This window comes from Rhodococcus sp. MH15 (genome assembly GCF_019266045.1).
Taxonomy (GTDB): Bacteria; Actinomycetota; Actinomycetes; order Mycobacteriales; family Mycobacteriaceae; genus Rhodococcus_F; species Rhodococcus_F qingshengii.
Map to the genome: position 1 here is coordinate 297446 of NZ_LPNP01000058.1, position 24091 is coordinate 321536.

General features: G+C 64.1%; 24 protein-coding genes. 10 read left to right on the top strand and 14 right to left on the bottom strand.

Annotated elements, in window-relative coordinates; translation table 11 throughout:
* Positions 1 to 83 precede the first annotated feature (83 nt).
* The 4 genes from mraZ to ATN37_RS05495 all read right to left on the bottom strand — a co-directional run bounded on the left by mraZ (position 84) and on the right by ATN37_RS05495 (position 2346).
* Positions 84 to 515, bottom strand: coding sequence for a division/cell wall cluster transcriptional repressor MraZ (gene mraZ / locus ATN37_RS05480; protein WP_003941779.1), 432 nt, complete (start codon positions 513 to 515; stop codon positions 84 to 86).
* 220 nt (positions 516 to 735) lie between these two features.
* Complete coding sequence (locus tag ATN37_RS05485) at positions 736 to 1062, bottom strand: hypothetical protein (protein WP_190287606.1); 327 nt, start codon at positions 1060 to 1062, stop codon at positions 736 to 738.
* 48 nt (positions 1063 to 1110) lie between these two features.
* Positions 1111 to 1557, bottom strand: a complete 447-nt coding sequence (locus ATN37_RS05490) for a DUF3040 domain-containing protein (RefSeq protein WP_003941660.1) — start codon at positions 1555 to 1557, stop codon at positions 1111 to 1113.
* Between the two features lie 237 nt (positions 1558 to 1794).
* The gene (locus ATN37_RS05495; protein WP_232329871.1) at positions 1795 to 2346 is read right to left on the bottom strand and encodes an SAV_6107 family HEPN domain-containing protein; all 552 of its coding nucleotides are present in this window, start codon (positions 2344 to 2346) and stop codon (positions 1795 to 1797) included.
* A gap of 147 nt (positions 2347 to 2493) precedes the next feature.
* Between ATN37_RS05495 and ATN37_RS05500 the strand changes: the two genes are divergently transcribed.
* The 3 genes from ATN37_RS05500 (at position 2494) to ATN37_RS05510 (ending at position 5559) form a co-directional block, all read left to right on the top strand.
* The gene (locus ATN37_RS05500; protein ID WP_003941672.1) at positions 2494 to 3099 is read left to right on the top strand and encodes an N-acetyltransferase; all 606 of its coding nucleotides are present in this window, start codon (positions 2494 to 2496) and stop codon (positions 3097 to 3099) included.
* Positions 3096 to 4694, top strand: a complete 1599-nt coding sequence (locus ATN37_RS05505) for an NAD(P)/FAD-dependent oxidoreductase (RefSeq protein WP_042452826.1) — start codon at positions 3096 to 3098, stop codon at positions 4692 to 4694. The genes ATN37_RS05500 and ATN37_RS05505 overlap by 4 nt, the downstream gene beginning before the upstream one ends.
* Positions 4695 to 4764: 70 nt before the next feature.
* Positions 4765 to 5559, top strand: a complete 795-nt coding sequence (locus tag ATN37_RS05510; RefSeq protein WP_064444269.1) for a hypothetical protein — start codon at positions 4765 to 4767, stop codon at positions 5557 to 5559.
* A gap of 48 nt (positions 5560 to 5607) precedes the next feature.
* On the opposite strand, the gene ATN37_RS05515 is transcribed toward ATN37_RS05510, so the two are convergent.
* Positions 5608 to 6597, bottom strand: a complete 990-nt coding sequence (locus ATN37_RS05515; protein ID WP_003941803.1) for a methylenetetrahydrofolate reductase — start codon at positions 6595 to 6597, stop codon at positions 5608 to 5610.
* A gap of 170 nt (positions 6598 to 6767) precedes the next feature.
* Here ATN37_RS05515 and ATN37_RS05520 point away from each other — a divergent pair, with 170 nt between their 5' ends.
* The 4 genes from ATN37_RS05520 (at position 6768) to ATN37_RS05535 (ending at position 12133) form a co-directional block, all read left to right on the top strand.
* Positions 6768 to 7907, top strand: a complete 1140-nt coding sequence (locus ATN37_RS05520) for a polyprenyl synthetase family protein (protein WP_218694890.1) — start codon at positions 6768 to 6770, stop codon at positions 7905 to 7907.
* A 2-nt stretch (positions 7908 to 7909) separates the two neighbouring features.
* Positions 7910 to 9502, top strand: coding sequence for a phytoene desaturase family protein (gene crtI / locus ATN37_RS05525; RefSeq protein WP_162113842.1), 1593 nt, complete (start codon positions 7910 to 7912; stop codon positions 9500 to 9502).
* Between the two features lie 98 nt (positions 9503 to 9600).
* Positions 9601 to 11178, top strand: a complete 1578-nt coding sequence (locus tag ATN37_RS05530; protein WP_003941737.1) for an alpha-(1->6)-mannopyranosyltransferase A — start codon at positions 9601 to 9603, stop codon at positions 11176 to 11178.
* A 10-nt stretch (positions 11179 to 11188) separates the two neighbouring features.
* Positions 11189 to 12133: a phytoene/squalene synthase family protein gene (locus ATN37_RS05535; RefSeq protein WP_218694891.1), complete on the top strand. Its 945-nt coding sequence runs from the start codon at positions 11189 to 11191 to the stop codon at positions 12131 to 12133.
* Positions 12134 to 12153: 20 nt separating this feature from the next.
* Here ATN37_RS05535 and ATN37_RS05540 read toward each other — a convergent pair whose 3' ends face one another.
* A complete protein-coding gene (locus tag ATN37_RS05540; RefSeq protein ID WP_003941747.1) occupies positions 12154 to 12522 on the bottom strand; it encodes an Rv2175c family DNA-binding protein in 369 nt (122 codons plus the stop codon).
* A 318-nt stretch (positions 12523 to 12840) separates the two neighbouring features.
* Here ATN37_RS05540 and pknB point away from each other — a divergent pair, with 318 nt between their 5' ends.
* Both pknB and ATN37_RS05550 read left to right on the top strand, forming a co-directional pair.
* Positions 12841 to 14904 carry a Stk1 family PASTA domain-containing Ser/Thr kinase gene (pknB, locus tag ATN37_RS05545; RefSeq protein WP_003941667.1) on the top strand — a complete coding sequence of 688 codons (2064 nt, stop codon included), beginning with the start codon at positions 12841 to 12843 and terminating at the stop codon, positions 14902 to 14904.
* A gap of 27 nt (positions 14905 to 14931) precedes the next feature.
* Positions 14932 to 15360 (top strand): protein-tyrosine phosphatase family protein, encoded by a 429-nt coding sequence (locus tag ATN37_RS05550; protein WP_003941706.1) that lies wholly within the window; start codon positions 14932 to 14934, stop codon positions 15358 to 15360.
* 84 nt (positions 15361 to 15444) lie between these two features.
* Here ATN37_RS05550 and ATN37_RS05555 read toward each other — a convergent pair whose 3' ends face one another.
* From ATN37_RS05555 to ATN37_RS05590, 8 genes are all read right to left on the bottom strand, one after another.
* A complete protein-coding gene (locus ATN37_RS05555) occupies positions 15445 to 16830 on the bottom strand; it encodes a class II 3-deoxy-7-phosphoheptulonate synthase (protein WP_007730070.1) in 1386 nt (461 codons plus the stop codon).
* A gap of 90 nt (positions 16831 to 16920) precedes the next feature.
* Positions 16921 to 17412, bottom strand: a complete 492-nt coding sequence (locus ATN37_RS05560; protein WP_003941683.1) for a polyadenylate-specific 3'-exoribonuclease AS — start codon at positions 17410 to 17412, stop codon at positions 16921 to 16923.
* Between the two features lie 66 nt (positions 17413 to 17478).
* Positions 17479 to 18285 (bottom strand): 1-acyl-sn-glycerol-3-phosphate acyltransferase, encoded by an 807-nt coding sequence (locus ATN37_RS05565; protein ID WP_218694892.1) that lies wholly within the window; start codon positions 18283 to 18285, stop codon positions 17479 to 17481.
* Between the two features lie 94 nt (positions 18286 to 18379).
* Entirely contained in the window at positions 18380 to 19420 is a 1041-nt protein-coding gene (locus tag ATN37_RS05570; protein ID WP_020969875.1) for an ROK family protein, read from the bottom strand.
* A gap of 124 nt (positions 19421 to 19544) precedes the next feature.
* A complete protein-coding gene (locus ATN37_RS05575; RefSeq protein WP_007730069.1) occupies positions 19545 to 19940 on the bottom strand; it encodes a hypothetical protein in 396 nt (131 codons plus the stop codon).
* Positions 19937 to 21187 carry an ArsA family ATPase gene (locus ATN37_RS05580; RefSeq protein WP_218694893.1) on the bottom strand — a complete coding sequence of 417 codons (1251 nt, stop codon included), beginning with the start codon at positions 21185 to 21187 and terminating at the stop codon, positions 19937 to 19939. Before ATN37_RS05580 ends, ATN37_RS05575 begins: the two co-directional genes overlap by 4 nt.
* Entirely contained in the window at positions 21188 to 21625 is a 438-nt protein-coding gene (locus ATN37_RS05585) for an SRPBCC family protein (RefSeq protein WP_003941701.1), read from the bottom strand.
* A gap of 63 nt (positions 21626 to 21688) precedes the next feature.
* Complete coding sequence (locus tag ATN37_RS05590) at positions 21689 to 22075, bottom strand: hypothetical protein (protein ID WP_003941776.1); 387 nt, start codon at positions 22073 to 22075, stop codon at positions 21689 to 21691.
* 159 nt (positions 22076 to 22234) lie between these two features.
* Here ATN37_RS05590 and ATN37_RS05595 point away from each other — a divergent pair, with 159 nt between their 5' ends.
* Positions 22235 to 24046: a long-chain fatty acid--CoA ligase gene (locus ATN37_RS05595; RefSeq protein WP_007730067.1), complete on the top strand. Its 1812-nt coding sequence runs from the start codon at positions 22235 to 22237 to the stop codon at positions 24044 to 24046.
* Positions 24047 to 24091 lie beyond the last annotated feature (45 nt).

Consider the following 24091-nt stretch of genomic DNA (forward strand, 5'->3'; position numbering starts at 1 on the left):
CCCGAAGGAGAACCTGGCGCTGGGGAAGTGCGTCAGGGTCTTTCCGGGCAGAGGCCTCGCGGCATTCGCCGGGGGCTCTTCGCCTAGACGATCTCGCTGAGAGATTCGCCTGTTGCCTGCGAATAGTCCTCTTCGTTGTCTCCGAGATACCTCTCCCAGGCTGCTAGATCCCAGATCTCGAGGTAATCGACGGAGCCGGTCACTACGCATTCCTTGGACAGGTTTGCGTAACGCCGATGATCAGCCGAGAGGGTGATTCGCCCCTGGGCATCGGCGTGCTGTTCATCTGTGCCGGCGGCCAGAGCACGGACATACGCCCGAGCTGCCGGATCATTGCGTGGAGCTGCCGCTGCCTTTCGAGCAAGCTTGACGAACTCGTCCCGGGGGTAGATGGCGAGGCTGTGATCCTGACTCTTGGTGATCATCAATCCTCCTGCCAGTTCGTCTCGGAACTTTGCCGGCAACGTGAGCCGACCTTTGTCGTCGAGCTTCGGCGTGAAGGTACCGAGGAACACTCGACACCTCCTGCGAGCTTGCGCTGAAACCCTCCCTATCGAGCGGATCGTGCTTCAGCTCTCCGCCCGAACCCACAGTACCCCACTTTCCCCCACAAACAAGGAGCACATGGTCCCTATTCAGCATCATTTGCTGATAAATAGCAGGTCAGCGTAGGTGGGGAGACGTGGGGGAAATTTGTAACCGTGTCCCGGCCCACACCGCCGTCAGATCGACCCTTTACGCCACGATCTGTTGCTCCCCCACACAAAATCGCAGTACAAGCGCGGTTTTCGAATAGACGTGAGCGGGACGAGGTCTGGTCGTGCGTTGCAGTTCGACCAGGGTGGAGGAAAGTGGAGGGCCGAGTGGAGCGAAGTGGAGGAAGCCCGCGGGCATGCCCTGAGGCAGCAGGGAGTGGCGAGTGATTCGCTCGCACGTCACTGATTCACTCGATGGATTGCCGGCGCACACGTACAACACCCACAGCAACGGCGTGTGGCGGTCGGCAACCTTGGTTGCCGACCGCCACACGTGTGGTCGTCCGTGCCCTGAAGAGGGCGTCACGTCCGAACTGCATCACTCTCGAAGTACGCCCGAAGAAGGGCGGGAGAGCTAGTCCTGCTCGAACCTGCGTTTGAATCGATCTTCCATCCGCGACGAGAATCCACCGCCGGACTTCCGGCCGCGTCCCCGCCCGGATCCGCCGGCACTACCCCTACCCGGCGGACCGGAGGGATGATTGCCACCTTCGGAAGCGGAGTCGGCGGCCGGCGCAGACTTACGTCCACCACCCCAGAGGAACAACACCCCTGCGCCGAACATGAACAAGAAACCGAACAGGCTGATGATCGGAAAACCGCCCGGCTTGAGCGGGAGTGCAACCCCCGCGATCAGCAGGACCAGACCCAGCACGAATAGAGCCGCTGCTTGGAACCGCCGTCTACTCGACGGCGCCCGCATACGGCCGCCCCTCACATTGGAGGCGAACTTGGGGTCTTCGGCATAGAGAGCGCTCTCGATCTGATCGAGCATGCGCTGCTCGTGCTCGGAGAGTGGCACGGTACCTCCCCCGGCACTGGAAGTTTGGCAACCACCCCACGGTGTGAGGCGGCGGGTAATCAAGTTGGACGATTACCTGTTTTCATAATACGAGCAGTTTAGGTCTCGGACCACCAACTCCGGGTACGAGTTCCGCCACAAGCGTACGTATTCGTGCCGAAGGGCCCCGATTCGGCTCCATTTGCCTGTGCGGACCAGGAAATTCCCCGGAAACAACTGCCGACACGGACCATTTGTTCACGACGCTCGCAAATGCTCGGACGCGTCCTGACCGATGAAATCTTCGACCGCCGTGAGAAAACGGCCGACCTCGGCGAAGAATGCGTCGGAATCGGAGTCCGTGATCACGATCGACACGCCGGTTTCCACGGCCGCACGCGTAGAGGACCACCCTGCGAAGAACTTCGACCACGCTCCGAACGCGGGCGCTGCGGCGTCCATCAGAACCCACGCGTTTCCGCTTCGCTTGCGCCTCGAGCCGGCACCGGCAGGAGCTGCGGCCAACACTGCCCCGGCACCACGTAGGGCCGCCAGGTAGGCACACCGGAACCGGTCGGCAGGATCGCCCGCCCCAATCGCTTCCTCGAGAAGCGCATCCGCCTTCCGGAGCAGCCCCCACGCCACACCGGACTTTCCCACTCGAGCAGTGCGGTCGCTGGCGTCCCTCGCGCCGAAGGACCGCCTCGCCGACATCGGCAATCGAGAAATTGCGGCATCCGACGGACTCGACAACTCGGCAGGAAGAGTTCGTTGGCACTTCACACGTTCAGGCTTCACACGCTCGGACATCGGGGCACCTCCTGCACCGTGAGGATCCAAGACCAGGTGGGCCGGAGATGCCCGCTTCCCTTCGGGCATCTCCGGATCACCCACATCGAACATCTGTTCGACCTATTCAATATAACTGCACCCACCGACACGCCGTCAAGAGAAGAGGTGAGACCGGTCGACCCGCAGATCGCCTGGACACCACATACGGTCGACCTCGATCGCGCAGAATTCGCGAGTCGACTCCACGAGGCACTGGCCGTGTACGTCACCGCGATGGACTATCCGCGAGGAACCGAGTTCCATCGCGCACCGATGTGGCAGGAGCACGCGAACCGGCCTGGCTGGAAGGCCGTCGGCGCATTGGCGGTTCCTCAGCAACCGTCACACGAAAATCTGCCGCTGGTGGGGATCGCTTACGGGTATCGCGGGAGCCCGGACCAGTGGTGGCATCAACAGGTACTGCACGGGCTTCGGCGCTCGGGTCGTCCCCAGAGCGAGATCGACGCGATTCTGAGCGACTACTTCGAACTCACCGAACTCCACGTGCATCCGAACGGACAAGGTCACCGGTTGGGCGAATCGCTCTTGCGTCACCTCCTCGTCGATCGACCCGAACGCAGTGTTCTGTTGTCGACACCCGAGGTGTACGACGAGGACAACCGAGCCTGGCGGCTGTACCGTCGCCTCGGCTTTCGTGACGTGCTCCGCAGATTTCGTTTTGCCGGCGACAACCGGCCGTTCGCAGTCCTCGGCCGTGGACTGCCGCTGTGAGCGCGCTTCTCGACGCCGTCGTCGTCGGCTCCGGACACAACGCGCTCGTATCGGCCGCCTACCTCGCACGCGAGGGTTGGTCGGTCGAGGTTCTGGAGAAGGACACGGTTCTCGGCGGCGCCGTCTCGACCGTCGAGCGATTTCCCGGATACAAGGTGGACCGGGGGTCGTCGGCACACCTCATGATCCGACACAGCGGCATCATCGAGGAACTCGGACTCGGCGCGCACGGACTGCGCTACATCGACTGTGACCCGTGGGCGTTCGCGCCGCCCGCCCCGGGCACCGACGGGCCGGGCATCGTGTTTCACCGCGACCTCGACGCAACCTGCTGGTCCATCGAACGAGCATGCGGGACAAAGGACGCCGACTCCTACCGGCGATTCGTCGCGGTCTGGTCGGAGCGCAGTCGACATGTCATGAAAGCGTTTTCCGCACCGCCCACCGGATCGAACCTGATCGGTGCGTTCGGAGGTCTCGCCACCGCACGCGGCAACAGCGAACTGTCTCGGCAGTTCCTCGCGCCTGGCGACGCACTGCTCGACGAGTATTTCGACAGTGAGGCACTCAAAGCAGCGCTTGCGTGGTTCGGCGCCCAGTCCGGGCCTGCGATGTCGGAACCGGGAACCGCTCCGATGGTCGGCTTCGCGGCCCTCATGCACGTCTTGCCGCCAGGGCGAGCAGTCGGTGGAAGCGGCGCACTGAGTGCTGCGTTGGCCTCCCGGATGGCTGTCGACGGCGCCACGGTCGCGCTCGGTGACGGCGTGACGTCGATCCGTCGAAACTCGAGTCACTGGACCGCCACAACCGAGAGCGGTCGAGAAGTTCACGCTCGCAAGGTAATCGCCGGGTGCCACATCCTGACCACGCTCGACCTCCTGGGCCGAGGGGGCTTCGACCGAACCACGCTCGATCACTGGCGGCGGAAAATCAGGGTCGGCCCCGGCATCGGCGCGGTACTTCGACTGGCGACATCCGCGCTTCCGTCGTACCGCGGCGACGCCACGACACGGGAAAGTACCTCGGGATTGCAATTACTCGTCTCCGATCGCGCACACTTGCGCACTGCACACGGCGCAGCACTGGCGGGGGAACTTCCTCCTCGCCCTGCGGTTCTCGGAATGAGTTTCAGCGGAATCGATCCCACGATCGCCCCGGCCGGGCGGCATCAGGTGACACTGTGGTCGCAGTGGCAGCCGTATCGCCTCAGCGGACATCGCGATTGGGCATCGGTCGCCGAGGCGGAGGCCGACCGGATCGTCGGCGAGATGGAGGCTTTCGCACCCGGGTTCGCCGATTCCGTCCTCGACCGATTCATTCAGACTCCCCGGGACATCGAGTCGGAATTGGGGATGATCGGCGGAAATGTCATGCACGTCGAGATGTCACTCGATCAGATGATGTTGTGGCGACCGCTTCCGGAACTGTCCGGCCATCGCGTTCCGGGAGCAGACGGGTTGTATCTGACCGGAGCATCGACTCATCCCGGTGGCGGTGTGTCCGGAGCCAGCGGTCGCAGTGCGGCTCGAATCGCACTGTCGGACAGCCGCCGGGGCGCGACTCGTCGTTGGATGCGTCGTTCGAGCAGGTCGTGAAGGTCACCCGCCGAACTTCACCCGCCGACACGCCCCCGCCTCGATGACTGGCTACGCCACGGCTGGCACGATGACCACTGTGCAACAGTCCACCGATCCCGCCGCCAAGCCGACCAGTCGGAAACGTTTCCTGACGGTTGCCGCGCTCGCCCTCATGCTTGTTCCCTTGCTTGCCGGGTGCATCCGCGTGCAGGTGTCGATGGGAGTGTCCGCGAACGATCGTGTGACCGGACAGGTGGTAGCTGCCGCTATTCCGGCGAACGAGGCGGACAAGGGTCCGCAGCTGACCCCACCTTCGTCGCTGGAGGACAAGATACGGGTTCAGGAGTACAAGAAGGACGGGTACGTCGGCAGCCAGGCGTTCTTCAGCGACTTGTCCTTCGGTGACGTCGCCCAACTGGGCTCCATGTACGCCGAGGGGTCCGGGTCGTTCCAGATCACCCTCAAGCGATCCGGGGACACCGTCACGCTCGACGGCAAGGCAGACCTGAAGACGGTTCCAACTCAGGGCGCCGACGTCCAGGTCAGCATCGCCTTCCCGGCACGGGTCGGCACGACCAACGGAACACGAGACGGCGATTCCCGGGTGTCGTGGACCTTGCCCGCCGGCGAGGTGTCCACGATGCGCGCCGAGGTCAACTACGCGGACCCAAGCACCCGAAGCTTCGCCGGGTGGGCAGGAATCATGGCCGGGCTGGCGCTCGGTGTCGCGATTGTCGTCGGTGCGATGGCCTGGATGGCGCGCAATCGAGCACCGATCAAGCGCGCGCCCGCCGCGAAAGCACCGGTCATGAAGACGCCTGTCACGAAATCACCTGCCAGCAAGCAAGCTGACAACAAGAATCCGAAAAACACCACGAAGTAGCGCCTGGCGATTGCCCCCCTCGATTGGTGTCGAGCGGGGCAACCGGGATCAGACGGCTTGTGCTGTCCCGACAGAGGTGTCGGGGGTGAGACCGAGTCGCTCGAGGACCTCACTGGTGGCGCGCGCGAAGTTCAACGTGATGAAGTGCAGGCACGGAGCGCCTTCGGCGATCAACCGCTCACCCATCTCGGTGGCCAAATCGATGCCGAGTTCGCGGACCGCTGCACGGTTCTCGTCCGGACCGCTTCCGGCCGCGGCGTCGAATCGACGCTCGAGAGCGGGGGGCAATGACGAGCCCGAGAGCTCGAGCATGCGCCGCACCGAGCGTAGCGACGTCACCGGCATGATCTCCGGGATGATCGGCTTGGCGCCCTGTTCTGCGTCGTACGCACTCACCCGGTCACGAAGACGCAGGTAGTCCTCCACGTCGAAGAACATCTGTGTGATCGAGTACTCGGCGCCGGCACGCAACTTCGACACCAGGTACTTCGTGTCGTATGCCAAGTCCGGAGCACGGTAGTGCCCCTCGGGGAACGATGCGACGCCGACGTGGAAGTCGCCCAGGTCACGGACCATCCGCACGAGTTCCTCGGCGTACTCGACGCCTTCGGGATGCTTCTTCCACTCGCCGAGCGGATCGCCGGGCGGATCGCCGCGCAATACGAGGATGTTGCTGATCCCACGATCGGCGTAGGCACCGACCATGGCGCGAAGCTCTTCGGTGCTGTGTGAGACAGCAGTCAGGTGAGCAACCGGCAGCAGGGTCGTCTCTTCGGCAAGTTCGCCGGTGACACGCACCGTACGATCGCGCGTCGAGCCACCTGCGCCGTAGGTCATCGAGACGAACGCCGGTCCGAGCCGCTCGAAGGTACGCACCGCACGCCACAGGCGCGCTTCGGCGTCCGCGTCACGCGGCGGCGAAAACTCGACCGAGAACGGAATACGGCTACCTGTCGAGGAAGCGATCCGATCGACGATCGACGGTGTTCGGGTGGCCCACCCCTCGCTGGAGCGGCCCCTGACTGGATCGAATGTCACCGGTCAAGCATATGTTTTCCAGCTGCAAACAAGCTCATCGCCCAGTACTGCGTATCCCGAATGTCAGGATCGCGCAGTTCACGGCCCGACCCGCCGTTGATTCCAACCCCTACTAAGCTGAGCCCCAAGCTCGCTTCCGTGTAACCATCCGGCGCGAGAACATACCGATCTTGGAGGCCACCCTGTCCGCAGGAACCGCGCGCGTTGGACAGAGTTCGACCAACACCGCACCGCATCCGACCTCACTCGAACTGCCAGGTCTGTTCGAAGCAGCGCTCCGCGACTTCTTCGCTTCACGCCGCGAACTCGTCTCGAACATCGGCGGTGGATACGAGGAGGCCGTCAGCACCCTCGAGGCCTTCGTCCTGCGCGGAGGAAAGCGCGTCCGACCGTCGTTCGCCTGGACGGGATGGCTCGGCGCCGGAGGCGACCCGAACGGTAAGGGCGCAGACGCGGTGATTCGTGCGTGCGCCGCCCTCGAACTGGTGCAGGCCTGCGCGCTCGTCCACGACGACATCATCGACGCATCCACGACCAGGCGCGGCTTCCCGACCGTTCACGTCGAATTCGAGGACCAGCACCGAGGCGAGGAGTGGAGCGGCGACTCCGCGCACTTCGGCGAGGCCGTCGCCATTCTCCTCGGCGACCTGGCCTTGGCCTGGGCGGACGACATGATCCGAGAATCCGGGATCAGCCCCGAGGCGGCCGCACGTGTCAGCCCGGTCTGGTCGGCAATGCGCACCGAGGTGCTCGGTGGCCAATTCCTCGACATCAGCAATGAAGCCCGAGGCGACGAGACCGTCGAGGCAGCCATGCGGGTCAACCGCTACAAGACCGCCGCGTACACGATCGAACGCCCACTGCACCTCGGCGCCGCGCTGTTCGGTGCGGACGCCGAGTTGGTCGATGCCTACCGGACCTTCGGCACGGACATCGGTATCGCCTTCCAACTTCGCGACGACCTGCTCGGTGTCTTCGGAGATCCGTCCGTCACGGGCAAACCGTCGGGCGACGATCTCATCGCCGGTAAGCGAACTGTCCTGTTCGCGATGGCGCTTGCCCGCGCCGACGCCGCAGATCCGGCGGCAGCAGAACTGCTCCGCAACGGAATCGGCACCCAGCTGACCGACACCGAGGTCGACACTCTGCGCCAGGTGATCACCGATCTGGGCGCCGTCACCGACGTCGAAACGCAGATCGACACCCTCGTCGAGGCAGCTGCGAACGCTCTCGACTCGAGCACGGCAACGGCAGAGTCCAAGGCTCGCCTGACCGACATGGCGATCGCGGCCACGAAGCGAAGCTACTGACCGTGGCACACGTGCACCGCACTCGAACCGTCAGCTCACCGACCGATCGAGTCGTGATCGTCGGCGCGGGACTTGCCGGACTGTCTGCGGGGTTGTATCTGCGTGGCGCCGGCCGCGACGTCACGATTCTCGAGAGCAACAGCTCGGTCGGTGGGCGAGTCGGTGTCTACCAGGGCAATGACTACAGCATCGACAACGGCGCAACGGTGCTCACGATGCCCGAACTCGTCGAAGACGCGCTTGCCGCCGTCGGTGCCGACCCAGCCTCGACAAACCCCAAATTCGTTGTGCACAAGCTCGATCCGACGTACCACGCGCGATTCGCAGACGGCACCGCTCTCGATGTCCACGCCGATCCAGAAGACATGGCTGCCGAGGTCTCCCGTGTCTGCGGGCCGGAAGAAGCGCAGCGATACCGTGCGTTGCGGCGATGGCTGAACCGGATCTTCGACGCGGAATTCGACCGCTTCATGGACGCCGACTTCGATTCTCCCCTCGGACTGGTCAATTCGCGTGACGCAGTCAAAGATCTGAGCCGGCTCGTCGCACTGGGAGGATTCGGGAAACTGGGCGGGCAGGTGGATCGCAAGATCCGCGACCCTCGCCTCCGGCGGATCTTCACCTTCCAAGCGCTGTATGCGGGCGTTGCTCCGTCTCGGGCCCTCGCGGTGTACGGGGCGATCGCTCACATGGACACCTCACTCGGCGTCTACTTCCCCGAGGGCGGGATGCGCACGATCGCCGAGTCGATGGCCGACGCCTTCACCGAGGCCGGCGGAATTCTGCATCTCGGCCGCACTGTCGAACGCCTCGAGGTGAGCGGACGGCGCGTGCACACCGTTCACACACGCGACGGCGAGCGCTTCGACTGTGACGCCGCCGTCCTCACTCCCGACATGGCCGTCACGGACTCGCTCTTGCGCCCACATACGCGATTGCGTCCGCGCCCGGTGCGTACATCGCCGTCCGCTGTCGTGATTCACGGCACTGTTTCCTCCGCGGTCGCCGACGAATGGCCCGCGCAGCGACACCACATGATCGACTTCGGCGAGGCGTGGAAGCGTACCTTCGCCGAGATCACGGCACGCCGCGGCCGCGGGCGACTGATGAGTGATCCGTCACTGCTCGTCACCCGACCGGCACAGACCGATCCGAGCCTGGCCTTCTCGCGAGACGGCCGAATCCGTGAACCGCTGTCAGTCCTCGCGCCGTGTCCGAATCTGGACAGTGCAAGTCTCGACTGGTCGACTCTCGGCCCGCCCTACGTGCGCGAAATCATCCTCACGCTGCAAGAACGTGGCTACACGGGACTGGTCGAAGGGTTCGAGATCGATCACGTCGACACCCCGCAGACCTGGCTCGAGAAGGGCATGGCCGCGGGTAGCCCGTTCGCAGCGGCACACACCTTCACCCAGACGGGGCCGTTCCGACGCAAGAACCTCGCCCGCGGCTTCGACAACGTCGTTCTCGCCGGATCGGGAACCGTTCCGGGGGTGGGAGTACCGACCGTTCTGCTGTCCGGACGGCTCGCCGCCGAACGTATTACCGGTACACGCGAGCGAGCCAGCGCGGTGGGCACTCGTGCGAGCAACTAAACTGGCCCCTCGTAACCGACCATTCATCCACGATTCACCGACTCGGGCGCTGCACGCGCCGATCGACACCGATCTCCTCGGGGGAGGAACCTGCACCGATGACGTCCTCTGCCGCAGCCACTGAAAGACCGTGGCACCTAAGGGCCGCCAATTTCCTTCGGACTCCCGAAGGTCACAGTGCACTGCTCGGTTTCTTCGGCGCAGTCATGATCACTTTCGGCGGATTCGGTGCCGGTAGCGTCCGGCGCCAAGATCCGCTGCTCGAGTCGATGCATCTGTCCTGGCTCCGTTTCGGCCACGGATCGATTCTGTCGGCGGCCATCGTCTGGATCGGTGTCCTGTGCATGATCGCCGCCTGGGTTCGACTGGGCCGCTCGACTCTGCGCGGTGACGTCTCGTTGCGCGGATTGCGCTACGTCGTCCCGGTCTGGACGTTTCCGCTGCTGTTCGCGGTGCCCATGTTCAGCCGTGACGCCTACTCCTACCTGGCGCAAGGCGCGTTGTTGCGCAACGGCTTCGACCCGTATGCCGTCGGCCCCGTCGTCAATCCGGGAATCCTGCTCGACAACGTCTCCAACGTGTGGACGACGACAACTACCCCGTACGGTCCGGTTCACCTTCTCCTTGCCGACGCCATCGTTCGGCTGACCGGTGAGAACGTCATCGCCGGCACGATGCTGTTGCGGATCACGATGCTCCCCGGACTCGCCCTGATGATGTGGGCCGTTCCCCATCTCGCGACGAAGCTCGGCGGAAACACCTCGATCGCCCTGTGGCTCGCAGTACTCAATCCCCTCGTCCTGATCCACCTGATCGGCGGCGTTCACAACGAGATGCTCATGGTCGGCCTCATGGCCGCAGGCATTGCGCTCGCTCTCGAACGCAAGCACCTCTTCGGGATCGGGCTGATCGCGCTCGCCGTCGCGATCAAGGCAACCGCGGGCGTCGCACTTCCCTTCATAGTCTGGATCTGGATGATCCACGAGCGGGAGGACGCCGCAGCGGCCGGGCGAGAACCGGCGTCACCGATCCGATCGTTCGTCAAAACGGCCGGCGCAGGTTTCGCGGTGTTCGTGGCGGTACTCGGATCCACCTCACTGATCGCCGGAGTCGGCCTCGGCTGGACGACGGCACTCTCCGGTTCGGCAAAGATCATCAACTGGCTCTCGCTGCCCACGATCGTGGCGCACATCGGAACCATGGCAACCTCCTGGTTCGCCGGCGACCATTTCAACGACATCCTCGAAGTCTCCCGGACCATCTCGGCGGTTGTGTTGATCGCGATCATCGCCGTCGTGTGGTGGCGCTACCGCAAGACCGAGCGCGACGCCGTCATGGGCATCGTGATCGTGATGGTCGCCATCGTCGTTCTGTCCCCCGCAGCACTCCCCTGGTACTACTCCTGGCCACTGGCAGTAGCTGCCGGTTTCGCAATGTCGCCGACGACTCTCGCCGTACTGACCGGGCTGTCCACCTGGCTGATGCTGGTGTTCCAGCCGGACGGATCGATCGGCCTGTACACCTTCCCGCACGTGGCTCTGGCCATCGTCGCTGCCGTGATCGCGGCGATGTCCTTGCAGACGGAAGACCCACTGCGACTTCGTGGACGCAAACACGAGAAACCGATCGAAATGACGTCAGCCGCCTCGGCGCCCTCGACGTCAGGATCTGCGTGATCCGCGTGTCATGAACGCACTGCCTGCGTCCTATGAATTCTGCGAGGACGTGACGAGGGAACACGGCCGAACGTACTTTCTGGCCACCCGGTTGTTGCCCGTACCTCGACGCCGCGCAGTTCACGCGCTCTACGCATTTGCTCGCGTCGTCGACGACATCGTGGACGAACCCTCGGGTCCGCATGAACGAGGCACGGTGCTCGCCGACGTCGAACGTGCAGCCGTCAACGCACTCGACAACCCCACTGCGACAGGTGGCTTCCCGTCGACGGTTCCCCTCGACCTGACACGCGTACTCCCGGCCTTCGCGGATGCTGTGAAGACGTTCGACATCCCGCGCGCATATTTCGACGCCTTCTTCGAGTCCATGCGGATGGACGCCCCCGACACGGCGAAGTTTCGACCCGTTTACAACACGATGGACGAACTCAGCGAGTACATGTACGGCTCTGCCGTCGTCATCGGTTTGCAGATGCTCCCGATTCTCGGAGTGAGCGTTCCGCAGCAGGAAGCGGTAGTGCCCGCGTCGGATCTCGGTGAGGCGTTTCAGCTGACCAACTTCATCCGCGACGTCGGTGAAGACCTCGACCGGGGACGTCTGTATCTACCGGCGGGCGAGTTCGCCGCATTCGGGGTCGACATCGAGATGCTCGAGCACGGGCGCAGAACCGGAACGGTGGACGTTCGGGTCAAGCGCGCGCTGGCGCACTTCATTGCCGTGACGCGGGGGCGGTATCGGTCTGCCGAATCTGGCATCCCGATGCTCGATCGGCGGGTCCAGCCGTCGATCCGCACGGCTTTCGTGTTGTACGGAGCAATTCTCGACCAGGTCGAGCGCGCCGACTTCCGGATACTGCATCGACGTGTGTCCGTTCCCGGACGCACGCGACTTCGAGTCGCTGCGCCGGGTCTGGTCCGGTCGGCAACCTACGCGGCGAAAAACCGCATGCGGTGAGTTGTCAGAAGGCCGGCAGCTCAGAAAGCCATGGCCTGTGCGCGGCGGATGACCTCACGCGCGAGATCACCATGCAGTGCGTCCACCGGGCGCCCCGGCAGGGAATCGTCGGCCAGGAACAACCAGCGGAGGATTTCGACATCGGTGTAGCCGCCGTCGTGCAGCACCGCCAGCAGACCGGGCAGCCACTTGACGATCTGGCCGTCCTCGCCGAAGAACACTTCGGGGACACCGAGAACGCCATGCCGCTTGACTGCGATGATCTTGTGATCGCGAAGCAACTGGTGAACCTTGCTCACCGGCAACCCGACGTTCTTCGCCACATCCACAAGCTGGAACAGGGAAACCGAAGAATCCAGGACATCATCACAATAAGGAATCGCGCTCACCGCGAGAAGTTTATCCGGTCCGGCGAGCCCGCTGTGTACCGCCCGGTGCAGTGCTCGAAACTGCCGCTCCGCTCAGGTCACAGCGCTCTGTGACGTTGTCGAGACTTCCGCGTCGGTATCGCTGGCTACGATGGACGGGATGCGGCGTATCAGTAACCGGGATTTCGCGGTGGATGTAAATGGGTGCCCTCACTGCGGGAGCCAGTACGCGGTAAACAACCACCCACATGCCGACAGCTACCACCTAGACCGCAAGCAGACAGATCACAAGCACGCAGATCGCAAGCACGGAGGAACAGTCATTACGGAGGTCGAGGGTTGATCGGCGAAATGCTCGAGCGCCGCTATCGAGTGGACGCACCGATCGCGCGCGGCGGTATGTCGACCGTGTATCGAGGCCTCGATACACGGTTGGATCGGCCTGTCGCGATCAAGGTGATGGACCCGCAATTCGCCGGCGATCCAGCGTTCCTGACTCGTTTCGAGTTCGAGGCCCGGGCCGTGGCCCGACTCAAGCATCCGGCCCTTGTGGCCGTCTACGACCAAGGCAGCGATCGCAATCACGTGTTCCTCGTGATGGAACTCGTCGACGGTGGAACCTTGCGTGAACTCCTTCGTGAGCGCGGACCGATGCCGCCACACGCAGTCGCTGCAGTCGTGGCACCTGTCCTGGACGCGTTGGCGGTGGCGCATCGAGCGGGACTGGTTCACCGTGATGTCAAACCCGAGAACATCTTGATCTCGGACACCGGCGAAGTGAAGATCGCCGACTTCGGATTGGTGCGTGCAGCTGCGGCAGCAACCACCACCTCCAACAGCGTGATCCTCGGCACCGCGGCCTATCTGTCGCCGGAACAGGTGACGTCAGGAATTGCCGACACTCGAAGCGACGTCTATTCCACCGGCGTGTTGATGTTCGAACTTCTCACCGGTACAACACCGTTCACCGGCGATACGTCACTCTCCATCGCCTACCAACGCATCCACGACGATGTCCCGCGCCCAGGTTCACGTATCCCCGGTGTACCGGCGCAGTTCGATCGTCTGGTTGCCGAAGCCACTCACCGCGAGCCCGCACATCGTTTCGCCGACGCCGGTGAGATGGCAGCTGCACTTCGCAGTGTGAGCGAGCAACTGGAACTTCCGTCATACCGCGTTCCCGCTCCGCGTCGAAGCGCCCAGCACCAGAGCGCGCAAGTTGCCCCGGCCCGGCCACAACCGGCGCCTGCGCCTCCCACGGAGGTACACCCGAACTCTGCTGCGCGCCCGAACCCTGCTGCCACGACGGTATTGGCGTCCGGCGTGGCCCCGGCTGTGGCAGCCACCACGGCGCTCGGCACGGGCTCTCCTCCCCCTGGCGGTATCCAGCACACTCGCGCGGTCACCGCACAAACTGCTCGTCCGGCGACGGTCGACGGCGACTCGGATTTCGACGACGGTTCCGATTTCGGCGACGACCACCCGGGGCACGACGATCCGCATGCTCATTTTGTCGAGGCACGTCGTAAATCGCGACGAGCCACCCTGATCTGGCTGCTCGTCATCGCGGTCCTCGCGCTCGCGTTGGGCTTCGGCGGATGGTGGATGGGCTCGGGCCGCTATACAGCTGTTCCCTCGATCGACGGGCTGACCAAGGACACTGCGGTCACCGCTCTGCAGGACGCCGGGCTCTCCCCCGACGTCCAGGGTCAGTACTCCGACGCCCAACCCATCGACACGGTGATCGGGACGGACCCGGCCTCCGGCTCGAGGGTTACCAAAGGCTCGACCGTCGCGCTGCTGACTTCGCTCGGGCGTCCGACTGTCCCGCCCATTCCGGCCGGCGGCGACGTCTCGGCCCTGGGCGCACAACTCGCCGACCGCACTCTCGTCGCGGTCGACGGCGGGGACACATTCAGCTCCAAGATCCCGATCGGCGGCGTGGCCGCGCTCGACCCGGCACCGGGAACCGAAGTTGCCGTGGGCTCCTCGGTCAAGGTCATCACATCCAAAGGGTCACCGCCCGTGGACATTCCCGATGTGAAGGGCATGTCCGAGAACGCTGCGCGCGCCGCCCTCGACAAGGTAGGCATCTCAGTCAGCACCACCAGAACAACGTTCGACGACGCCGTCGAGGGCGGTAGCGTGATCGGCACCGATCCCGCAGTCGGGTCCTCCGTCAACGCCGGCACCTCCGTGGTTCTGCTCATCTCCGATTCCGTCAAGGTTCCCTCGCTGATCGGCCGCTCCGTCTCTTCAGCACGCGAAGAACTCGGCCGCCTCGGCCTCGAGATCACCGTGCGTCAGCTCACCCAGAACGACAGCTCGGTCATCATCAGCCAGAGCGTCAAGAACGACCTCGTTGCCAAGGGCACCGACATCAGCGTCGTCGCAATTCCCTGACAGTCCGCTTCGGCCTAATCTGAATTCATGGCCACGTGGGAACCCGAGAGCATTGGGATACTCGACTTGCCGTCGGGGAGATCGATTCGGGGTCGAGGACTCCGCAATCCACTTCCTTCGGGACCTCTCCCCACCTTCGGCGTCTATCTGACCGGTAAAGAACCTCCCGACACCGAGTGGGAGTCGGAGTGGGTCCGCTGGCGAGATTTCTGGTTGCCTAGCGATCCCGATGCGCTGCGCAGGGCCTTGCACGAAGTGTGGGTGCGCTCGGAAACCGAAAGAGTCGAGATCGCGTGCGGTGGTGGATACGGCCGCACCGGAACAGCGTTGGCCGCTCTTGCCGTCATGGACGGAGTGCCCAGTAAGGACGCCACCGCGTACGTTCGCGCACGTTACTCACCTCGCGCCGTCGAAATGCCCTGGCAGCGCCGATTCGTCACACGATTCACGCAATAGCGAACGCCCCCACCTGCGCGAGCGGGTGAGGGCGTTTGCCGAAAATCAATGCCGGGCGCGAATCAGCTTCGGCGAAGCAAGGTTTCAGCCTCGCAGCATCTCGGCCACGAGGAACGCGAGCTCCAACGACTGTTGGGTGTTCAATCGGGGGTCGCACGCCGTCTCGTAGCGACCGCCGAGATCGAGGTCGGAGATGTCCTGCGCGCCGCCGAGGCACTCGGTGACGTTCTCACCGGTCAGCTCGACGTGGATGCCACCCGGATGCGTGCCGAGACCGTTGTGGACCTCGAAGAATCCCTGAACCTCGTCGACGATGCGGTCGAAGTGGCGCGTCTTGTACCCGGTGGAGGCTTCGTGGGTGTTGCCGTGCATCGGATCGCACTGCCAGATGACCTGGTGACCGGTGGCTTGAACCTTCTCGATGATCGCCGGCAGCAGGTCGCGGACCTTGCCGTTGCCCATGCGCGAGATCAGAGTCAGACGACCCGGCTTGTTGGTGGGGTCGAGACGCTCGACGTATTCCACCGCCATTTCCGGCGTCGTGCTCGGGCCGATCTTGAGGCCGATCGGGTTGGACACCAACTCGGCGAAGGCGATGTGCGCGCCGTCGAGCTGACGAGTGCGGTCACCGATCCAGAGGAAGTGAGCCGACAGGTCGTAGAGCTTGGGGTGATCGCTGTCGTTGTCGAGACGCAGCATCGCGCGCTCGTAGTCGAGAACCAGGGCCTCGTGGCTGGCAAAGATCTGTGCCTGGTGCAGGCTCGGATCGGTGACGCCACACGCGTTCATGAACTGCAGGCCGCGGTCGATCTCGGCTGCCAGTTGCTCGTAGCGTGCGCCCGCGGGCGACGCTGCGACGAATTCGCGGTTCCAATCGTGCACCTTGTGCAGGTCGGCCATGCCGGCGCCGGTGAGTGCGCGAACCAGGTTCATCGCGGCGCTGGCGTTGGCGTATGCACGCACCAGTCGCGAAGGATCGTGGGCGCGGACTGCCTCGTCGGCGACGAGCGAGTTGATCATGTCGCCGCGGTAGGACTTCAGACCCAACGAGTCGATGTCGGCCGAGCGCGGTTTGGCGTACTGGCCGGCGATGCGAGCGACCTTGACGACCGGCATCGAGGAACCGTAGGTGAGCACGACGGCCATCTGCAGCAACGTGCGGATGTTTCCCTTGATGTGCGGCTCGGTGTTGTCCGCGAAGGTCTCGGCGCAGTCACCGCCCTGGAGCAGAAATGCCTCACCACGCGCGACCTGCGCGAGACGCTCTTGCAGCGCCTCGACTTCGCTGGCCACCGTGATGGGAGGCACGCTCTCGAGCACAGTCCGCATGGCGGCCGCCTGGTCAGCGGGCCACGAGGGCTGCTGAGCAGCGGGCTTCGCGAGCGCCTCGTCGAGCTGCTTACGCAGTCCGGCAGGCAGCGGCGGGAGTTCGGGCAAGCGGTCGATCGGCACGTCGACAGTCCAGTTCACCTCTACAGGATATTCGCTCGCTCGTCGGCGCGTCACACAGGCTCTCGATCGCAGCCCAATCGGAACACTTCCCGCGCACCGAAACCTGGGTCAGCGAAGTGACCGTGCAGCCGAAATGGCGTCGAACTTCACGAGGTTGTGCCTGGCGTCGGCAAGTGCGTCGTGTGCGTCGGCGGGCGCCGACGGGAGGGCAGGACTGCCGTTGTCTTCCCAGAACTGTCGGAGTTCGCGGGTGTACCGCGGCATCGACTGCGGTAGTTCCGTCATGTCGCCCCACAACTGGCACAGCGCGACGTGGTCGTAGGCGGCGACCCACGCCCAGAGCTCCGGAACCACCATCGGCCGCGGAACGAAGAATTTCAGAAGATCGTCGCGGATCTTCTCGCGTGATTTCCACAGCGGCGACGAAGGCTGCGGCAACTTCGGCAGCACGTTCTTGCGCACCCAACTACCTGCACGGGCGGGATCGAACTCCGTCGAAACCGCGTAGTACTCTCGGCCGTCCTCACAGACAACGCCGATGGACACGAGATCGATGGTTCGACCGTCTTCGATGAATTCACAGTCGTAGAAGTAGCGCACGTCCGAAAACTATGCCGCACGCGCAGGCTCTGGAGCCAATGCGCGTGCGGCCGGTGTGGGAAATCTCTAGCTGGCTTGTGCGTCCGGGAGCGAATCCTTGTCGGTCTTCGCGGATTCCTTCGACTCGGCCGAGGCCACGAGATCGACAACCGACTCGCTGCCTTCCGCCGGAACGTCGACGGCAGCTTCGGGTTTCGTGAGCGCCTGGTTCTTGAGGCTCGCCGCGTAGATGTCCACGTACTCCTGGCCGGAGAGTTTCATCAACTTGTACATCACCTCGTCGGTCACAGCGCGCTCGACGAAGCGGTTTCCGCCCATGCCTTCAAAGCGGGAGAAATCGATGGGTTCGCCGACGATCACGGTGACCTTGGCGGGACGCCACATCCGTGAGCCGATCGGATTCATCTTGTCGGTGCCGACCATCGCTACCGGGATCACCTTGACGCCCGATTCAAGTGCGAGGCGCGCCATTCCGGTCTTGCCTTTGTAGAGGCGACCGTCAGGCGAGCGCGTCCCCTCGGGGTAGATACCCAGCAGGCTGCCCGAACCGAGGACCTTGAGACCGGCGTTGAGTGCATCCTGCGCCGCGTCTGCACCGGTTCGGTCGATGGGGACCTGACCGACCGCGGTGAAGAACCACTTCTGGAAAGCGCCCTTCAGACCGGAACCGGTGAAGTACTCACTCTTGGCAAGGAACGTGATGCGGCGGTTGACGCGAAGCGGAAGGTAGAACGAGTCCAGAACCGCCTGGTGATTGCTGGCCAGAATGGCCGCCCCGTCAGTCGGAATGTTCTCGTGACCCTTGACCGTCGGACGCCCGAGCAGCCAGAGAATCGGCCCCAGCAACACATACTTGAAGAGCCAATACCACACGGCGTCCCTCCCATTCACAGCTGAATTTCGCTGAGTACGACCTTACTGCCGACCGGTAACCCCCGCTACACACGCCCCTGCAGGATCGACCCGATCACAGTCCGGCAGACGTGGTTCCAGCGCCGTCGACCCCACCGAGATCCTGAGGCACTACCGATCGGGCCAATGCGGCGGCGCCGACCATGCCCGCAGCTTCGCCCAGCTGAGCGGAACGGATGCGGGCCAGTGGGCGGTGCTTCGCCCCGGTCAACAATGTCGCGTACTGCTCGCGGGCGTCGTCGAGAAACAGTGGGGCAGAACTCGCGACGCCGCCGGCGATCACGACCAGATCGGGATCGTAGACGTCACCGACCATGGCCAGACCCACGGCCAGCCAACGGGTGAACTCGGCGATCGTTGCCAGCGCGAGTGGGTCACCGTCCTGCGCGGCGTTGGCGATCCGGCGACCGGTGAGCGAACCAGGATCCACCGCAACCTCACGCGCCAGGACCGTCGACGCGGCCGGGTCGGCGGCAAGCAGTTCGATTGCCGTGTCGACGAGCGCCGTTCCGCTGCAATAGCGCTCCCAACACCCACGTTTGCCACACGCGCACTGACGCCCGCCCGGAACGACCTGGATGTGGCCCAGTTCGGGGGCGACGCCGTGACTCCCCCGGTACAGCTCACCGTTGATCAGCAGCGCACCACCGATGCCGGTCCCGATTGCCACCATCACGACATTGCGGCCACCTGCGGCCGCGCCGAATCGATGCTCCGCGAAAGCCGCTGCATTGGCGTCGTGTTCGAGAACGACCGGCAAGCCGAGCCGCTTGCTCAAGTCACTTCCGACCGGCGCGTCCACCCACGGCAAGTGCGGAGCGAACCGAACCGAGCTTCGATCGGAGGTGATGAAGCCGGCGACCGCCAACCCCACGGCCGATACCTCGTGCCTGGTGACCAATTCGCGCACGACGCGATCGAGACCGTCTTCGAGTGCCCTGGCCGACTGCGGGGTCGGGGCTTGAATCATCTCGAGCACTTGTCCGTCGACGTCCACGACGGAGGCCCTGATACTCGTCCCGCCGACGTCGATGCCGACCGTCAAGATGTCGTCCATGGTGGAGTCGGAGACCGCTTTCAAGCGGCGCGCGCTCATCGCGACGATTCCCGCGCGAGCGGCGTCCGCTGGAGTGCGCACCCTGAATCGGTGCCTCGTGCGTCGGTGACCATTGTGTCGATTGTGCTCATCTCGGGCCGTTCGCTCTACCCGGGGTACTGAGTCAGTCCTTGACCGTCACGTTGATCGGGACAAATGCCGCCGTCCGAGTTCGCTCCGCACCTGGCGTCGTCGGACCGCCTTCGGGTCCACGATCGGGACCTGACGGCCCCCCGAGAAACTCGTCGAGAATCTCACGAAGCAACGCAAGGAATGCTGCTGCTTGACCCGCGAGGAATGCCAACAGTTCGTGGTGCTCACCGCGAACCAGTGCGGCGAGGGCGCACACCGGGCACCAGCTGCAGCCGGTGAACACCGGCTGCGTGTCCGTGGACGCCGAGTCACTCGCAACGTCGGCCGTCGCTGCTGCGGCCTTCTGCAGCACCGGTTCCAGGCGCGTCAGAACGGTTTCCGCCAGCGCGCGAAACTCCGCGACGAGGCGCTCGTGCTCTTCGCTCATACCGGCCACACCGCGGGATCCGGGCTGAACCGGATGATCAGGTAACTGCCGTCCAACTCCGCCCCGTTCACGACACAACGACGCAGCACCGACGCCAAACGAACTCTGCGTCGTACGCCGTCTGCTCCCACCAGCACATCGTCCTCCACCCGGCCCAACGACAACGACGACGGATCCACGAGCGGAAGGTACATCCGCATCACGTACACCGAATCGACTCCGGTCCCGGACTCCAACGACACCACGATGTTGTCCGCGGTACCGACGGTGCCCGAATCCGTGCCCGTTCCACCCTCGAACGTGGCCGCGATCTCGCCCAGAGCGGCCAACCCTACCGGTTCGGCGCAAGCGCGTTCGACCGTTGTGACGGACATTCCATCGGTTGATCCACGCAGTTCGTCCACGACGAGTGCCTGAGCCGCCCGGATCGACGCGAGCCACTGCGCCGCCGGTGAATCGTCGACACCCTTCCCGGCGGACGAGTTGAACTGCGGGACAAGGTTGTTGACCACAATCCCGTCAACTCGCAACCCGGCCAGAGCCAGCCCGGACAACGTCCGACGAGTCGCCGCGACCGACACGCCGTCGGCCGACGTCACCACACGCACGCCGGTGTTCTCCCGATCCGAGAGGTGAACCGCGATCCGATCCACCGACGCGAGCACGCGTTCGACGACGGACACGAGCAGGAGCAGCCGCATGTCCGTACCTGTCACAGCGACCATCCGCCTGTGCCGCGGCCACAATCGCTCGAGATACTCCGACACCATCGACGGCGAGCCGAGTATCCGCAGCGCTTCGGCGGCGGCCGGACAGTCCACGATCACGAGGTCGTAGTCGCCGCTGTCCGAGAGGTCGACGATCTCGGCGAGCCCGAGCATGTCTTGGATGCCCAGGGATCCCGTCAACTCTTCCGGTTCCAAGCCCTCGAACGACGAACCGTGTTCGTGATCTCCCGCTCCGAAAGTTCCTGCAGCGTCGATCAACCCCGACAATCCTCGGAACTTGTCCTCGAGGAGCGCTGACGTGTCGAGTTGCCGGACGTCGAGACGCTCGGTGAGAGATGTGGTCGTTCGCGGATTCGGCACGGCCAGGACGTCTGCAAGAGAACCTGCCTGATCGATCGACACGAGCAGCACTCTCGCCCCATCGGTCGCAGCCGACACAGCAGTCGCTGCGGCAAGCGTCGTCGTGCCTACTCCGCCTTTACCGACGAACAGTTGGACGCGCGATCGTTGCTCCGGCACTCAGCCCTCGACTCGCTTCTTCAGTTCCTTCAGAGCTGTGTCGGTGATGATCTTCTCGGCCTTGCGCTTGAACAGTCCGATCATCGGAATCGTCAGGTCGACCGTCAACTCGTATGTGACCGACGTGGTGCCGTTCGGGCCGGGCTCGAGTGTGTACGAACCGAATTGGGACTTCTGAATCTCGCCCGAGATCAGCTCCCAACTCACCGCCATACCGTCCGGTGCCCACGAATACTGCAGTTCGTAGGTGTCCTTCACCATCCCCGCGTCGAGGACGAAACGTACTCGGTCCGCGCGGCCGCCCTGTCCCGGCGCCGTCACCTCGACGGACTTCGCCGCGGCCACCCACTCGGGGTACCGCTCGAAATCGGCGATGACGTCCATCACGGCGTCGGCAGGAGCGTCGATGCTGATCAACCCCTTGGTCTTCTCGGCCATACGACTGCGCTACCTTCCTTCGTCAAAAGTCCAGAACCTGCACAACGTGCAGTGCTTCGATTATCAGTCCGGTGCTACTCCGGCGGCACGTCCCGCTTCGAGTTCGCGTTTGAGCTGGAACGACATGACCTTGCCATCGACCCGACGCTTGCGGTTCATCCCGGCGAGGTCGAGGGTCGCCAGATCGGACGGCGATACGCCGACCGGCTCACAGTGCAGGAAGTAGTGCGCGATCGTCCCGTCCATGACCGGTTCGAGCCACACCTCCATGGTGCCGACCAGCTGACCTGACACTCCCCAACGGAATCCTGCGGGACCGCGATCTTCCCGGACTTCGAGCTCGAGATCACTGAACCAGCGACGCCACTGCGCGCGCGAGGACAACAGTTCGGCGACCCGCTCGGGCGGGGCGGCGATGAAAGTCTGGTCTGCGACCTGAATGCTGCTCACCGAAGTAGCTTCACATATCGCGTCCGCGAAGCGTCGAGGGGTGTCGCAACACTACATACCGGACAGACTGTAAGCCTGGCCACAACTGCGTCGGACATGCGACTACAGTAGGAGACGAAAACCCTACTCGTCAGTATTTCGCAGTGTCGGAGGTATTTCGTGCCTGAGTTCAGCGCACCCCAGACGTTCACCATTCCCGAGGATGCCTCCGCGGTCGACTCGGTCTTCGCCTTCGCGAAGACGAAGCCGGCGGCGGTTGTCTACAAGCGCAAAGTCGGAAATGCATGGGTCGATGTCACTGCAGGCGATTTCGCCGCTCAGGTGACTGCCGTCGCCAAGGGCCTCATCGCGATCGGAGTCGAGCAGGGCGACCGCGTCGGCCTCATGTCGGCGACGCGTTTCGAATGGCCGCTCGTCGACTACGCCATCTGGGCAGCCGGTGGCGTGACGGTTCCGATCTACGAAACCTCCGCAGCCGAGCAGGTTCGTTGGATTCTCGAGGACTCCGAAGCAATCGACCTCATCGTCGAGAACGACACTCACGCCGCGACCGTGAAGGACGTCGCTGCAGCCGCACCCGCGCTGCGCACGGTCTACCAGATCGATGCCGCGGCGGGCGGTAAGGGTGTCGTCGAGGAATTGACCGCACTGGGCGCCGACATCTCCGACGACGACGTCCACGCCCGCGTCGCGGCACTGAAGGCATCCGATCCCGCGACCCTGATCTACACGTCGGGCACCACGGGCCGACCCAAGGGCTGCCAGCTGACGCACTCCAACCTGATTGCCGAGTCGAAGGGCATCCTCGACTCCAACCTCGGCACGCTGCTCAAGACTCCTGGCGTCCGCACGCTGATGTTCTTGCCGCTCGCGCACGTTCTCGCTCGCGCAGTCAGCATCGCGTCGTTCGACGCCGGTGCAGCGCTGGGGCACACGAGTGACATCCCGAACCTCGTTCCGACGTTCGGCGAGTTCAAGCCCGACTTCATCCTCTCGGTGCCGCGCGTGTTCGAGAAGGTCTACAACAGCGCACGCGCCAAGGCGCACGGCGACGGCAAGGGAAAGATCTTCGACGCGGCCGCAGACACCGCCGTCGCGTGGAGCGAGGCGCAGGACAAGGGCGGCGCCGGCATCGTTCTCAAGGCCAAGCACGCTCTCTTCGACAAGCTCGTGTACTCGAAGCTGCGCGCAGCGCTCGGCGGGCAGTGCCAGCTGGCCATTTCCGGTGGTGCACCTCTGGGCGCTCGACTCGGCCACTTCTTCCGCGGTATCGGCGTCACGATCTACGAGGGCTACGGACTGACCGAAACCACCGCGGCCTTCGCCGTCAACACCATCGGCGCACAGAAGGTCGGTTCTGTCGGAAAGCCGTTGGCCGGCAACTCCGTTCGTATCGCAGAAGACGGCGAAATCCTCCTCTCGGGACCGGTGGTCTTCACCGGCTACTGGCGCAACGAGAAGGCCACCGCCGAGTCGATCGAGAACGGCTGGTTCCACACCGGCGACCTCGGCACCGTCGACAAGGACGGCTACATCACCATCACCGGCCGCAAGAAGGAAATCATCGTCACGGCAGGCGGCAAGAACGTCTCCCCCGCTCAGCTCGAAGATTCCCTTCGCGCGCACCCGCTGATCAGCCAGGCCATCGTGGTCGGCGACCAGAAGCCTTTCATCGGCGCCCTCATCACCATCGACGCCGAAGCTCTTCCCGCCTGGAACGAGCGCAACAACAAGGCCGCAGGAACCACAGCGGCCGACCTGGTTTCGGACGGCGAACTGGTCGGCGAAATCCAGGACGCCATCGACGAGGCCAACAAGCTCGTCTCACACGCCGAGGCGATCAAGAAGTTCCGCATTCTTCCGGTCGACTTCTCCGAGGACACAGGCGAACTCACGCCCACGATGAAGCTCAAGCGCAACGTCGTGCACGAGAGCTTTGCCGCCGACATCGAAAAGATCTACGCCAAGTAGGTTTTCGGCAAGCAGCTTCTCGCAGCAACGAACGGCCCGCACCGA